Genomic DNA, 13,208 nt, shown 5'->3' with positions numbered 1-13,208 from the left:
GCAACCTCACTGGTTCAGGCCGCAGCCTTGTGCGGTGGCATGGTGGTGGCCGCGGCGCCGGCGGCTCGGTCTTGCAGGGCCTGGGCCATCTGGTCGAAGGACACGTACAGCTCGCCAAACTCGTCCTTGCGGTGCTCGGCGATGCGGTGGTCGAAACGACCCTTGGCGATCTGCTCCATGGATTCGGCCACCAGCTTGATCGGGCGGGCAAACCAGTTGGCCACGAAGTACATGGCCAGGGCCACGGCCAGCACAGTGACGAGCACCAACACGGCCATCAGCGTCATGGACAGGCGCGCCACCTGCGTCAGCGGGGCCTCGGGCAGGCCCAGCACGACGCGCCCCAGGCTCTTGCCCGCAAAGGTGATGGGTGCTTCAAAGCCAATGGCGGTGCTGCCCTTGCCTGGCATGGTGTAACGCCAGGTCTTGATCTGCCCGGCCTTCTCGCCCAGGGCTTCGCTGGCCGGCGGCTGGTAGGCCTTGCCCACCAGTGCGCCGTTGCTGGCTGCCCGCACCATGCCGGCGCGGTCGATGACGGTGACGCTGTCGAAGTCCTTGGTCTTCATGATCTCCTGCAGGGCCACGTCCACCGACACCCAGTCATCGGACAGCACGGCCAAGGCGTTCTGCGCGGCGATGAAGCGCGACAGGGCGGCGCCGTTGTCGGTCACCTGATTGAGCATGGCGGTGTATTGCCGCTTGGTGGTGACCGTGGCGGTCAGGCCCATGACCACGGCCACGATCAGGCCCATGGTCAGCGCCCATTTCACGCGCAGCGGGATGATGCGCGGGCGGTTGCGGGCCAGCGCGGCCTCGTCGATCTCGGCGAGCACCTTGACCAGCGCATCGGCCAGCTCCTTGCCGGACTGGAAGCGTTGCTCGGGCGGCTTGGCCATGCAGCGGTCCACGATGCGGCGCAGGGCGGTGGGCACGTCGGGGCGCAGCTTGTCCAGCGGGGCGGGTTGGTCCTTGGCGATCTTCAATGCGATGGACACGATGCTGTCGCCCTGGAACGGCCGCTGCCCCGTGAGCATCTGGTAGAGCACCACGCCGGCCGAGAACAGGTCGGACCGCCCGTCGATCTTGCCGCCCACGGTCTGCTCGGGTGACATGTATTGCGGCGTGCCCAGCACCTCGCCCGAACGCGTGTGCTGCTCGCCCTTGGTGTTCTCGACGTGGGCGATGCCGAAGTCGGTCACCTTGATGGTGTGGTCGTCTTTCAGGCGCACGATGTTGCCGGGCTTGATGTCGCGGTGGACGATGCCGTGTTTGTGTGCGTAGTCCAGCGCGCGGGCCAGCTGGATGCCCATGACCACGGTGTCGCGGATGGGCAGGGCCTTGCCTTCACTGAGGATGTCGGCCAGCGAGGCACCATCCAGCAGCTCCATGGCCATGTAGGGGCGGTCTTCGATTTCGCCCACGTCGTGCACGATCACGATATTGGGGTGAGACAGGCCGCCGGCCGCGCGTGCTTCGCGCAGGAAGCGCTCACGGCAGTCGGTGTCGGCGCACAGCGAGGCATGCAGGAACTTGAGGGCCACATCGCGCCCGATGCCGGGGTCGTGTGCGCGGTAGACGGTGGCCATGCCGCCGCGGCCCAGGCAGTCACGCACTTCGTAGCGGCCCACCTGGCGGGTGACCAGGTCGCCCTGGTGCTGCGTGGTGCCTGGCAGGGAGCCGGGTGGCAGGGTGCCGGGCAGGGTATGGCCATGACTGCCCGATGCGGGCTCCTGGGGCTGCCCGGCGGGTGAAGCCGGTACAGGCTCGGCTGCCTTGGTGGTGGCGGCCGCAGCTGCAAAGTAGCGCGCCTGTTGCGAGGCCGGCACGATGACCGTGGCTTCGCTGTCCTCGTCGGGCAGGTCCTGGCCCTCTGTGGTGGGCGGGTTCATGGGGCCTTCTCCTGGTTTGGTCGTCATGGTGCTTGACGTGATGCGGGTCAAGTTTTCATCGTCGCAGCAGAACGGCAACGAATCAAGCCCCATAGATCAAGGATGAGCGAGGATGGCGCAGGGTGGGCGGGTAACATCGCCGCTTCGCTGATGTCTGCCCAAGCACCCTATGAAATCCCGTTTCCCGCTGAACGCTGCGATGGCCTTGCTGGCCGCCTGCCCTTCCCTGGCGCTGGCTTGTTCCAGCTGCGGCTGTACCCTGAACGCCGACTGGGCCAGCCAGGGCCTGACCACGCGCACCGGCCTGAGCGTGGACCTGCGTTACGACTACTTCAAGCAGGATGAGTTGCGCACGGGCACAGGCCGTTTTGATGCGGCGCAGGTGAGTTACCCGGCCGACCAGGAGATCCAGCAAAAGACCGCCAACCGCAACACGACCCTGACGCTGGATTACGGCCTCAATGCCGACTGGGGCATCAGCCTGCAACTGCCCTACATCAACCGTTACCACGAGACCATCGTGGACGGCGACACAGACGTGTCCACCTCGCGCTCCAGCGCCTGGGGGGATGCGCGCGTGCTGGGCCGCTACCAGGGTTTTTCGCCCGAGCGCAACTGGGGCGTGCAGTTCGGCCTGAAGCTGCCCACAGGCAAGACGAGCGAGCGCTTCAATGGCGGCCCGCAGGCCGGCGAGGCGCTGGACCGTGGCCTGCAGCCGGGCACCGGCTCGACCGACCTCTTGCTGGGCCTGTACCGCTTCGGCCCGCTCAACCAGCACTTTGATTACTTCGCGCAAGGCCTGCTGCAAGTGCCTGTCACGGCCAAGGACGAGTTCAAGCCCGGTTTGGGTATGAACCTGTCGGCCGGGGTGCGTTATGTGTCAGCGGGCATGGTGGTGCCGCAGTTGCAGCTCAATGCGCGCATCGAACAACGTGAATCTGGCGACAACGCCGATGTGGCCAACTCGGGCGCCACGCTGGTCTACCTGAGCCCCGGAGCCACCGTGAACATCACCCAGCAGTTCAAGCTGTATGGCTTCTTCCAGGTGCCGGTGTACCAGCGCGTCAACGGCCTGCAGATCGAGCCGCGCAGCAGCTTCTCGCTGGGCGCGCACTACAACTATTGAGGCGAGCCCTCACAACAAGGGCTTGATGACGGCATCCAGCAGGGCCGCGTTGAGCCCGGTCTGCACGAACCAGTCCTGCCGCACCAGCTTGCCCTGGCGGTCGATCACGGCCGACACGGGCATGCGCCAGATGCGGTCGAAGCCGCTGAGCTTGATCTGCTGCATCATGGCCACGGGGAAGCTCCAGCCCTTGGCCAGTTCGCGCACCTTGGCTTCGTCTTCAGGCTCGTCCATGCTGAGCGCCAGCACCGTCAGCCCTTGCGCGCGGTGGGCGCGGTAATAGGCCTCGATCTCCGGCATCTCGGCACGGCACAGCGGGCACCACGAGGCCCAGAAGTTCACCAGCAGCACCTGGCCTTTGAGGGCCTCGCTGGCAAACGCCTGGCCGTCGAGCAAGGGCCCTTTGATCGACACGGCAGGGGGCTCACCCCAGGCCTGCGCACGCCCTGCTGCGACCGAGCCGGCCAAGGCGGTCAAGGCGGCCAGGGCTTGGCGGCGGGTGGGGTGCTGGCAGGCGAGGTGAACCTTGGCGGGGGAGGAAGACATCGGGCGTAGTCGGCGGTAAGCGGCGGTAAGCAGCGGCGAGGGGCTTCAGTTTAGTTCGTGCCGCCACGCGGGTCACAAGGCTGCATCCATCCGCGGCGCGTGTGCGTAGTGAACAGGTCGCGACACCTGACCTTCTTCTTCGCACCTTCAGGAGCCTCTCATGCCACACGCCCGTCGACCGGCCTTGCGCCGGCTGTTTGTCTGCACCCTGGCCGCCTGTGCCGGGCTCACCAGCCTGGACGCCCTGGCCTCCAGCCACCGTGAAGCGCCTTTCATTGCCACCGCCCCCAAGGTGGATGGCACCGATTTCTACATGTTCATGAGCTACGAGCCCGGCCGATCGGGTTATGTCACGCTCATCGCCAACTACCAGCCACTACAGGATGCGTACGGCGGGCCCAACTACTTCAAGATGGACCCCAACGCGCTGTATGAGATCCATGTGGACAACAACGGCGACGCGATGGAGGACATCACCTTCCAGTTCCGCTTCAACAACACGCTGGCCAATGGTGGCAAGGGTGTCGAGCTGCCGATCGGCAATGCCAGTGTCGCGATCCCGCTGACACAGGCGGGTGCCGTCAGCATCGTGGCCGACCCGCACCTCAATGTGGCCGAGACCTACTCCGTGAAAGTGGTGCGCGGTGACCGGCGCAAAGGCACCGTGGGTATGCTGACCAAGGCCGGCACCAGCACCACCACCTTCGAGAAGCCGGTGGACTACATTGGCGACAAGACCCTGGGCAACAGCGCCGCGTACGAGAGCTACGCCCAGCAGCACATCCACACCGTCACCATCCCCGGTTGCAGCATGCCGGCCAAGGTCTTCGTGGGGCAGCGTCAGGATGGCTTCGCCGTCAACCTGGGCCCGATCTTCGACCTGGTCAACGCCACGCCGGCACAGATCCTCAACCCGGATCTGAAGAACGCCTTCGCGGCCAACTCCATCCAGGACAAGAACGTGACCACACTGGCGCTGGAGGTGCACAAGTCCTGCCTGACCTCGGGCAGCGACCCCGTCATCGGCGCGTGGACCACGGCCAGCATGCGCCAGGCGCGTCTGCTCGATGGCGCACCCCAAGCCGGGCACCAGACATCCGACAAGGAGGGCGGTGCCTGGGTGCAAGTCTCGCGTCTGGGCAACCCGCTGGTCAACGAAGTGGTGATCGGCCTGCGCGACAAGGACAAGTTCAACGCCTCCAAGCCCAAGGACGACCTGCAGTTCGCCACGTACGTGACCAACCCGACCTTGCCGGCCTTGCTGGGCCTGGTGCTGGTCAATGACACCGCCGGCCTGGCGCCCACCAACTTGCCTCGCACGGACCTGGTCTCGGCTTTCCTCACCGGCATCAATGGCTTGAACCGCCCGGCCAACCTGACGGCCGCGGCCGATGAGCTGCGCCTGAACACGGCCGTGGCACCAGTCGCCGAAGGTGGCCAGAACCGCCTGGGCGCGGCCGGCTCCATCCTGGCGGCGGGCTCGGTGGCGGGTGCCAGCGACTTGGCAGGCTTCCCCAATGGTCGTCGGCCCAAGGACGATGTGGTCGACATCGCGCTGGTGGCCATGGTGGGCGGCTTGTGCGCCATCAATGAAAGCGTGGACCTGGGGCTGAGCTCCGTGGTGGTGCCCAAGGTGGGCACGCTCACCTCGAACTGCACGACGGCTTCGCTGACAGCCACGGCCAAGGCCACGGGCACCAACGGCTTGCCCAATGCGGCCAATGTGCACGATGGGGTGGACCAGGCGCAGGTGCCCTTCCTGTCGCGCTTTCCTTACCTGAACACGCCGAACTCCGGTTCGACGCCCAAGCAGTAAGGAGACCAGCATGCAAGTCCGATCAAGCTTGAGCAGACTGCGTGTGGCCTGCGCCGCGCTGGGTGTGATCCTGCTGTCCGCCTGCGGCGGTGGTGGGCACGACGCCCAGGCGGGTGCCAGTGCCAGTGCGGACCCCACCGTGCAAGTGGCCCCTGCAGCGGCCACCGATGCGGCCGTTGCCACCAGCTACACCAGCAGCCTGGCTTCGACCCCGCCGGCCACGACCGACACGCTGGAGCCTTTGCCTGTGCCGGCCTCACTGGCCACGGACGACACGGCCGAGCCGGTCTGAGCCCATGCAAAGGGAGGGCAGCATGCGCAGGGCTTGGGTGATACGGGCAAGCCGGCTGGCCACGGCCCCACTGCTGCTTGCCTTGTGCGGCACGGTTGGGCCCTTGCCTGCCCAAGCCGCGCAACCCCGTGTGCCCGTGCAGGACAGCGAGGTGGTCGAGGTGCTGCGCGAGCGGCCCTTGTCCGAGCAAGAGAAGGCCTGGCGGGCCTTGCGCGCCCAGGCCCGGGCTCACCCCGCAGATGTCAAGCTGGCCACGCAAGTGGCCTGGCAGGCCTTGCGCTGGGCCCGCCAGGATGGGGACCCTCGCTGGCTGGGCCAGGCTCAGGCGGCCTTGGCGCCATGGTGGTCACAGCCCGACCCGCCTGATGACGTGCGCCTGCTGCGCGCCACCATCTTGCAAAGCACGCATGACTTCGATGCGGCCCTGCGTGATCTGCGGGCCCTGGTGCAGGCCCGCCCGGACCTGGCACAAGCCTGGTTGACGCTGGCCTCCGTGCTGCAGGTGACGGGCCAGTACGACGAAGCCCAGCGCGCCTGCTCGGCGCTGCAAGCCGCCGGTGCACCCTGGCATGCCCAGGCCTGCGCCCTGGAGTTGCGCAGCCTGCGCGGCGAGGCCGATGTGGCCCAGCGTGGCCTGGCCGTGCTGGTGGTGCGTGCGCCGCGCGAGCTGTCGGGTTACATCAACCTCATCCGCGCCGAGCTGGCCCAGCGTCAAGGCCAGCCGGATCAGGCCGCCGCGCTTTACCAGAGCGTGCTGGCCAGTGAGGACGATGTCTACGCACAAGGTGCCTACGCCGACCTGCTGCTGGACCAAGGGCGAGCCGCAGCCGTGGTGACCCTGCTCAAGGGGCACGAGCGCAACGATGCCTTGCTGCTGCGCCTGGCCCAGGCTTATGCCGCCACGGGTGATGCCGAGTTGGGCCGCAGCGTGCAGGCCTTGCGTGCCCGTTTTGCCGCAGCGCATGAGCGGGGTGACAGCGTGCACCGGCGCGAGGAGGCGCGCTTCACGCTGCACCTGCTCAAGCGCCCCGCCGAAGCCTTGAAGCTGGCCCAGCTGAACTGGCAGGTGCAGAAAGAACCCGCGGATGCCCGCATCCTGCTGGAAGCCGCCCAGGCGGCTGGCCAGCCTGAAGCCGCCGATGCCGCACGCGCCTTCATGCGCCGTTGGGGCTGGGCCGACAAACGCCTGGAGGCCTGGTTGTGACATCTTTCGCCAAGTCATGGTTCAAGCACGGGCGCACGGTCATGCAGGCCATGCTGTGCGCGCTGGTCTGCAGCGCCAGCACCGCCTGGGCCCACAAACCCAGCGACAGCTACCTGAGCCTGACCGCGCGAGATGGTGGCCTGGTCGAGCTGAGCTGGCACGTGGCCTTGCGCGACCTGGATGGCGAGCTCTACCTCGATGCCAACGAGGACGGCCGGCTCACCTGGGGCGAGGTGCGCACCCGCTGGGCCGACATGCGCGCTTACGTGCGCCCGCACCTGCGCCTCACGCATGCCGGCGTGGCTTGCGACATGGTGGCCCACAGCGACCAGCCCCCAGCGGTGATCGAGCACACGGATGGCCAGTACGCGGTGTTCAACTGGGCCGTTCAATGCCCCTTGTCAGCCGGGCAGCCCTGGGCCGATGTGAATGTGGACTACAGCCTCTTTGCCCTGACCGACCCCACGCACCGCGGCATCGTGCGCTGGCGCATGCAGGGCGCGGGCATGGCCACGGCACGCGAGCTCAGCAGCGTGGTGCTGGGCGTGACACGCCCGCAGCACCATCTGCGCTGGACGGGCCTGCAGGGCGGGGCACCTTCGCCTGGGCCCGCGGATGCTGCCTTGCTGGTTGCCGCTTCGTCGCGTGCGGACGCGGCTCAAGCGGGGGGCAGGTCGCCAGCCAGGCCCCAGGCCGCGCCGCCAGCGGCACGCCCAACCGACGCCGCTATTGAATCCGCAACCGAGTCTTCAGCCGAGTCCTCAACCGAGTCCCATGGCGCCCTCCTGCTGCGCTACGTGCACGATGGCATCGAGCACATCGCCGCGGGCATGGACCACATCCTCTTTCTCGTGTCCTTGCTGCTGGTGTCGGTCTGGCGCCGCGCGGATGCCCGTGACCCTGCGGTCGGGCCGCATGCCTGGTTGCCGCGCGAGCAATGGCGCAGCGCACTGGGTGAAGTCCTGCGTCTGGTCACGGCCTTCACGCTGGCCCATTCGCTGACGCTCGCCCTGGCAGCGTTCGGCGTGGTGTCGCCCCCTTCGCGCTGGGTTGAATCCCTCATTGCGCTCAGCGTGCTGGTGGCCGCGCTGGACAACCTCTGGCCGCTGTTGCGCGCGCCGCGCTGGATCGTGGTGTTCGGTTTCGGCCTGGTCCATGGTTTCGGTTTTGCGGGCGCCATGCAGGACCTGGGCTTGTCTCGCCAGGACCTGGCCTGGCCGCTGCTGGGCTTCAACCTCGGGGTGGAGCTGGGGCAGTTGATGCTGGTGGCGGCGGTGCTGCCACTGGCCTTCATCTTGCGCCGCACGGCTTTGTACCGCCAGGCCGTGGTCCTGCCGGGCTCGCTGGCCATCGCCGTGCTGGCCCTGTTGTGGCTTTACCAGCGCGTGGCTGACGTGAGCTTGGGCTGGGTGCCGGGTTGAGCGAGGGGGCGTTCTCTCGTCAGGTGATAAGACCCTGTGTGGCAAAGGGTCTGCCCGCATCCAGCTGTTCTCGATGAACGTAAGCAGTGGAGGCATTTGCCACACACAGCCAGGCGCGCCCATGATTCAATCCAGACTGGCCGAACCCGCCCTGCCCAAGCCCAGCTTTGTCGGGACCCTTCCATGACCGATCTTTCCGATCTGAACGCCTGCGTGGACCCCCTCGACGCGTGCCTGGACGAGGCGCCGGACGAGGCCCTGCCTGAGTCAGGCCCGGACCTCAGCCCCTTGCGCCCCCCTCCGACGGCCAACGAGGTGCAGCTTCAGGTGTGGCTGGCGCGCGTGGTGCGCCAGGACGAGGCCGCGCTGGCCGACCTGTACCGCGCCACGATCGGCCGCGTCTACGGCCTGGCCTTGCGCATCCTGAGCAACCCCGCCCTGGCCGAAGAGGTGGCCGAAGACACCTTCTGGCAAGTGTGGCGGCAGGCCCCGCGGTTTGACCCCCAGCGTGGCACAGCCCTGGCCTGGGTCTTGACCATTGCCCGCAGCCGCGCGCTGGACGCCGTGCGCGCCCGCACCCGTGCGCAGGCCGACACCGTGTCTGCCGATGCCCTGGGTGATGCGCTGGATGCGCAGCGCCTGCACACGGAACACGCCGATAACCCGCACGACTTGCTGGAGTCCGTGCAAAGCAACGAACAACTGCACGGTGCCTTGCGCCAGCTGGAGGCCGTGCCGCGTCAGCTCGTGGCCCTGGCCTTTTTCAAAGGCCTGACGCATGAAGAAATCGCCGGGCAGACCGGCCTGCCGCTGGGCACGGTCAAGTCCCACATCCGACGCGCCTTGACGGTCCTGCGCAAGTGGTTGACCCCAGGCTGCGACCACGTGGCCAATCCGTATGATGCGGTGTGAGGACCACGACATGAAACCCTTGACACCCTCGTCCATCATGTCCGACAACGCCGGCCATGCCGTGATCGACCCGGCGGAGCTGGAGCCCCAGACCCTGCCCGGTGTGGCGCCACTGGCCGCGCTTGGCCTGGCTCCCGCTTTGGCCACGGCGCTCAGCCCGATCGAGCCAGCGGCCCATCAGGAAGCGCGCTTGCGTGAGCGGCTGCTGGCGCGTGTGGCCCGCAGTGCCGAAGCCAACCGCGCCTTCGTCACCACGCGGGTACACGATGGCACGTGGGTGAGCTTGACGCCTGGCCTGCAGCAGCGCTCGCTGCATGCCGATGCCCAGGCCCACAGCAGCCTGCTGCAATGGCAGTCGCCTGCCGAGTGGCATGTGCCCGCCGGTGGCCAGGCGCATGAATGCCTGGTGCTGCAGGGCGAGGTCTTCGTCAATGGGCAGGCCCTGCACCCGCACGACTACCTGTTGATGGCGCACGACCAGCCCTTGCACCTGCAGGCCAGCGCCGGTGCCCGCCTGTACTGGCGCTGCATCGAGCCGGGCGCGCAAGCCTTCGGGCACACCGCGGCGCCGCACCTGGCGCGCGCCAACGACATGGCCTGGGAGCCTTTGCGCCGGGGCGTGCAGATCAAGCCTTTGTACGCCGAGGGTGAGCGCATCTCCATGCTGGTGCAGTTCGAGCCCGGTGCCAGCGTGCCGGCACACGGCCATGGCCATGGTGAAGAATGCCTGATGGTGGCCGGCGACCTCTTCCTGGGGGATGTGCTGCTGCGCGAAGGCGATTTCCAGTTCGCACCCAGTGGCACGGGCCACGGCGCGTTGCAGTCGGATGTGGGCTGCGTGCTGTACTTCCACGGCGCCATTGACCCGGCGGTGGTGGACCCCAGCGTGCGCCGCCCGGGTTGAGCCAGCAGGCTGGTCTGGCCTGATCAGGCCGTGCCGCCTCGCCAGTTGGCGATCTCCGAGACTTCGCAGCGCAAGCGCCTGGCCATGCCGATGGCGCCTGCGCGCATCACCGTGAAGTGGTTCCACGCAAACAGGCCGCGCAGCACGGGGGCAAAGCGGCGCATCCACGGGCGGGTGAGCTCAACCTGATAGCGGTAGGTCACGTCCACCACATCGGGCGAGACAGGGTCGATCAGCCACAGGCCATGCCCGCGCAGGTCGCCGTTGGACTGGCCCTCGATTTCGCCATGGCCATCGGGGTGGCGCTCCGTTCGGGTGTTGAGCGCGTCAATGGTCAACTGGTAGCCCAGTGCGGTCTGCCAGGTGAGCTGTGCGTGCGTGCCCGTCTGGCCTGGGAGCGAGCGCTTGATGATGTTCACCTCGCGCACATGCGGCCACCATTGCGGCCAGCCTTCCAGGTGGGTGAGCAAAGCCCACACCTGCGGCGCGGGGCAATGCAGGCGCCAGCGGCTGATGAGCACAAAGCGGGTCGGGGACATGCAAAAGCGTTCGACAAGAGGGCAACCCTCTTCATACGCTGGTCGCGCGGGGCTGGATGCAAGGCCCTCATGGTTGCACCTGATCAAACGGCACCCGGTCCATCAGGTAGCACAGGCAGTCCTGCCGCACGACCTTGTCGTCCAGGGTGAGCATGGCGGGCATGGCGGGGCGCTTGAGGCGCAGCGTGCCGTCGCGTGTGTCGAAGAAGGTGTGGGCCACATCCTGGCCGGCTTCGTCACGCACATCCAGCGGCATGGGCAGCGTGGTCTGGCCAAAGGCTGCGCCGGCCTCCAACTCCACGAAGTTGAGGTGGTCGAGCTGGGGCAGCAGGTTGAGCGGGCGCTGCGGTGTGCCAAAGCCGAAGTCCACCTCGGCGGGCACCTTGACCAGCGCCACGGTGTGGTACAGGTCGATGTCGGTCTCGCGCACGCCCTGCTCGGGGAAGGCGGCCAGATGCAGGCAGGCGTCGATGAAGCGGGCCGCCTCGGCTTCATTGGCCGGGTTGCCGGGCTTGCCGCACTCCACCGCCACAGAGGGGCACAGCGGTGCAAAGGCCGCCGTCTGCGAACCCTGCGGCCCGCGGAACCACACCACCGTGCGCGTCAGCAGCAAGGCCAGGTGCAGCGTGGCGGCATCGAGCTGGCAGACCACGCTGTAGTGCGGGTTCAGGCCGGTGTTGTTGTGGATGTCGATGCTGGCGAACAGGCCGCGGTGCACCATGATGCGCTGCACCTCCTGCGCCAGCGCGGCCTCCGGCGTGCCCGCATGCAGCACGGTGCCCGGCCAGATGCGGTTGTAGTCGGGCTGGGTGTCCAGGCGCCGCAGGCCCGTCTGCGCGGCCGAGACATTGCCGATGAACAGGCTCATGGCACGCGGCAGTTCACGCCCGGCATGGGCCTTGAGCACCTGCTGGATGGCGACCAGGCCCACGTCCTCGTTGCCATGCAGCAGCACGGACACGAAGAGCTCGGGCGTGCGCCGGCCGGGCAGGTGGACCAGGGTGGGGCCGTCGATGAGCTGGTGCAGGTCGCGCGCGGTGGCCTCCAGGAAACCATCGGGCAGGGCGGTGAGGCGGGTGAGTTTCATGAGCTTAAAGAGGCCATTCATGCACAGGCATGCCGCTGCGCTGGTTGGCCACGTAATCGGCGGTGAGTTTGAACAGGTCGCCATGCCGGGCGTGGTGGGCCAGCTGCCAGGCCGCGCCATTGCGGCGGGTGCGCAGGCGCACGGCCAGCACGTCCAGATAGCGGTCGATGTCGGGTGCGGCCAGGCCTTGTTGCTGCAGGCCTTCCCGGGCCAGCGGCAGCAGGTCGAGCAGGATGTCGGCGGCGCAACGCGTGCGGCCATCTAGCCCATGCAGCGGGGCATCCAGGCCTTCGCGCGCCGCGCGGTAGAAGTTGTCGCGCGCCTGCTCGAAAGGCAAGGTTGCCTCCGGCGGCGTGGCGGCGGTGGCCAGCATGTGCACCGCACCGTAATAGAAGGCGGCGTTGGCGATCATGTCGATGAGGCTGGGGCCGGCTGGCATCACGCGTTGCTCGATGCGCAGATGGGGCTGGCGCTGCGCATCGAAGCCGATCAGCAGCCGGTTCCAGCTCCACACCGTGCCGTTGTGCAGCCGCAAGTGGGCGAAGGCGCTGGCAGGGGCATCGCTGCAGATGGGCAAGAGCACCGGGTAGCGGCGGGCGTGGTCGGCAAAGTAGGCGGTGGGGTCATCGCCCAGATAGGCCTCGCCAAAGCCGACGCGTCGGCCGGGTGCCTGTGTGCCAGGTTCAGGCTGGCCTGATGCAGGCGCCTCGCTGCCGCAGTCCACGGCCTGCTCGAACAGCGGCACGCGCGTCTCGTGCCACAGGCTGTGCCCGAACAGGAAGGGCGAGTTGGCCGACAGCGCGATCAAGGGGCCGCTGAGGATCATGGAGGCGTTCATGTGCCGGCTGATCTGCGTGGCCGGCACCTGCAGGTGAACCTGGAACGAGGTCGTGGCGGCCTCCAGCATGACGTCGGCATGGTGGGTGCGCAGGTGGGGCCCACCAGGCGCGGGCGAGGCGATGTCCAGCGTGATCGGGCGCCCCTGGCGCGCCTTGAACACCTGCTGGTTGAGCGCCACATAGCGCTTCGACGGCGTCATGGTCGACAGGTTCAGGTCGGCTTCGCGCAGCGTGGGCAGCGTCCCGATGGCCACCGCCGTGGCTTCTTCTTCGTGTGCCGTTTGCAGGCAACGTGCCCAGGTCTGGCCCAGGCCGCGCTCCAGCCGGGACAGGGCCAGGCCGCTCAGCGGCTGCGGCTCGCCATTGAGCTCGATGTTGAAGCGCGAGAGCTCGGCCACCACTTGCGGGTCGGCCATGCGTGCCAGGAAGGCCTGGTTGCAGGGGATGGGGTAGAAGTGGCGGTCCAGCAGCCAGGCCTCCAGCTCGAAGCCGGCGGTGCGGCCCTCGTTGGCAAAACCAGCTCGTGCATACGTGTCCTGCGCCAGGCGGGTTTCTTCAGCCAGACGCAGGCTGAACCGGCGCAGATCCTGCTCGCTGAATCGGGTCGTGCTGATCTCCTGGCCCATGGGGTGA

General features: G+C 67.7%; 12 protein-coding genes. 7 read left to right on the top strand and 5 right to left on the bottom strand.

The genetic code is table 11. The features are described 5' to 3' along the window. Positions 1-14: 14 nt before the first annotated feature. A complete protein-coding gene (locus tag JY96_RS09215) occupies positions 15-1,889 on the bottom strand; it encodes a protein kinase (protein ID WP_161784276.1) in 1,875 nt (624 codons plus the stop codon). 169 nt (positions 1,890-2,058) lie between these two features. On the opposite strand from JY96_RS09215, the gene JY96_RS09210 reads away from it, so the two are divergent. Continuing rightward, positions 2,059-3,015: a hypothetical protein gene (locus JY96_RS09210; RefSeq protein WP_035036822.1), complete on the top strand. Its 957-nt coding sequence runs from the start codon at positions 2,059-2,061 to the stop codon at positions 3,013-3,015. A gap of 9 nt (positions 3,016-3,024) precedes the next feature. Here the strand turns inward: JY96_RS09210 and JY96_RS09205 are convergent, their stop codons facing one another. Continuing rightward, entirely contained in the window at positions 3,025-3,561 is a 537-nt protein-coding gene (locus tag JY96_RS09205) for a TlpA disulfide reductase family protein (RefSeq protein ID WP_052162325.1), read from the bottom strand. 160 nt (positions 3,562-3,721) lie between these two features. Here JY96_RS09205 and JY96_RS09200 point away from each other — a divergent pair, with 160 nt between their 5' ends. From JY96_RS09200 to JY96_RS22150, 6 genes are all read left to right on the top strand, one after another. Beyond that, positions 3,722-5,377: a DUF4331 domain-containing protein gene (locus tag JY96_RS09200; protein WP_052162324.1), complete on the top strand. Its 1,656-nt coding sequence runs from the start codon at positions 3,722-3,724 to the stop codon at positions 5,375-5,377. 10 nt (positions 5,378-5,387) lie between these two features. Further along, the gene (locus JY96_RS09195; RefSeq protein WP_152606421.1) at positions 5,388-5,669 is read left to right on the top strand and encodes a hypothetical protein; all 282 of its coding nucleotides are present in this window, start codon (positions 5,388-5,390) and stop codon (positions 5,667-5,669) included. 103 nt (positions 5,670-5,772) lie between these two features. Then, positions 5,773-6,873: a tetratricopeptide repeat protein gene (locus tag JY96_RS09190; RefSeq protein ID WP_052162323.1), complete on the top strand. Its 1,101-nt coding sequence runs from the start codon at positions 5,773-5,775 to the stop codon at positions 6,871-6,873. After that, a complete protein-coding gene (locus tag JY96_RS09185; protein ID WP_152606419.1) occupies positions 6,870-8,294 on the top strand; it encodes a HupE/UreJ family protein in 1,425 nt (474 codons plus the stop codon). Before JY96_RS09190 ends, JY96_RS09185 begins: the two co-directional genes overlap by 4 nt. A 183-nt stretch (positions 8,295-8,477) precedes the next feature. Next, positions 8,478-9,206, top strand: a complete 729-nt coding sequence (locus JY96_RS09180; RefSeq protein WP_081961151.1) for a sigma-70 family RNA polymerase sigma factor — start codon at positions 8,478-8,480, stop codon at positions 9,204-9,206. Positions 9,207-9,216: 10 nt separating this feature from the next. Further along, a complete protein-coding gene (locus JY96_RS22150) occupies positions 9,217-10,110 on the top strand; it encodes a cupin domain-containing protein (protein WP_052162321.1) in 894 nt (297 codons plus the stop codon). Positions 10,111-10,133: 23 nt separating this feature from the next. Here the strand turns inward: JY96_RS22150 and JY96_RS09170 are convergent, their stop codons facing one another. The 3 genes from JY96_RS09170 to JY96_RS09160 all read right to left on the bottom strand — a co-directional run bounded on the left by JY96_RS09170 (position 10,134) and on the right by JY96_RS09160 (position 13,201). Then, the gene (locus JY96_RS09170) at positions 10,134-10,649 is read right to left on the bottom strand and encodes an SRPBCC family protein (protein ID WP_035036820.1); all 516 of its coding nucleotides are present in this window, start codon (positions 10,647-10,649) and stop codon (positions 10,134-10,136) included. A gap of 67 nt (positions 10,650-10,716) precedes the next feature. Continuing rightward, positions 10,717-11,736, bottom strand: a complete 1,020-nt coding sequence (locus tag JY96_RS09165; protein ID WP_035036819.1) for a M14 family metallopeptidase — start codon at positions 11,734-11,736, stop codon at positions 10,717-10,719. Between the two features lie 4 nt (positions 11,737-11,740). Continuing rightward, positions 11,741-13,201: a glutamate-cysteine ligase family protein gene (locus JY96_RS09160; protein WP_035036817.1), complete on the bottom strand. Its 1,461-nt coding sequence runs from the start codon at positions 13,199-13,201 to the stop codon at positions 11,741-11,743. Positions 13,202-13,208: the final 7 nt, after the last annotated feature.

It is taken from the genome of Aquabacterium sp. NJ1 (assembly GCF_000768065.1).
Taxonomy (GTDB): Bacteria; Pseudomonadota; Gammaproteobacteria; order Burkholderiales; family Burkholderiaceae_C; genus Aquabacterium.
Note: the sequence above shows the minus strand (reverse complement) of the source record. Positions and strands in the feature narration are given on the sequence as shown.

What these genes read in the sequence shown, in the direction of transcription:
- JY96_RS09210 (WP_035036822.1), top strand. Translation starts at nt 2,059, where the DNA reads ATGAAATCCCGTTTCCCGCTGAACGCTGCGATGGCCTTGCTGGCCGCC.
- JY96_RS09200 (WP_052162324.1), top strand. Translation starts at nt 3,722, where the DNA reads ATGCCACACGCCCGTCGACCGGCCTTGCGCCGGCTGTTTGTCTGCACC.
- JY96_RS09180 (WP_081961151.1), top strand. Translation starts at nt 8,478, where the DNA reads ATGACCGATCTTTCCGATCTGAACGCCTGCGTGGACCCCCTCGACGCG.
- JY96_RS09195 (WP_152606421.1), top strand. Translation starts at nt 5,388, where the DNA reads ATGCAAGTCCGATCAAGCTTGAGCAGACTGCGTGTGGCCTGCGCCGCG.
- JY96_RS22150 (WP_052162321.1), top strand. Translation starts at nt 9,217, where the DNA reads ATGAAACCCTTGACACCCTCGTCCATCATGTCCGACAACGCCGGCCAT.
- JY96_RS09165 (WP_035036819.1), bottom strand. Translation starts at nt 11,736, where the DNA reads ATGAAACTCACCCGCCTCACCGCCCTGCCCGATGGTTTCCTGGAGGCC.
- JY96_RS09205 (WP_052162325.1), bottom strand. Translation starts at nt 3,561, where the DNA reads ATGTCTTCCTCCCCCGCCAAGGTTCACCTCGCCTGCCAGCACCCCACC.
- JY96_RS09160 (WP_035036817.1), bottom strand. Translation starts at nt 13,201, where the DNA reads ATGGGCCAGGAGATCAGCACGACCCGATTCAGCGAGCAGGATCTGCGC.
- JY96_RS09170 (WP_035036820.1), bottom strand. Translation starts at nt 10,649, where the DNA reads ATGTCCCCGACCCGCTTTGTGCTCATCAGCCGCTGGCGCCTGCATTGC.
- JY96_RS09215 (WP_161784276.1), bottom strand. Translation starts at nt 1,889, where the DNA reads ATGAACCCGCCCACCACAGAGGGCCAGGACCTGCCCGACGAGGACAGC.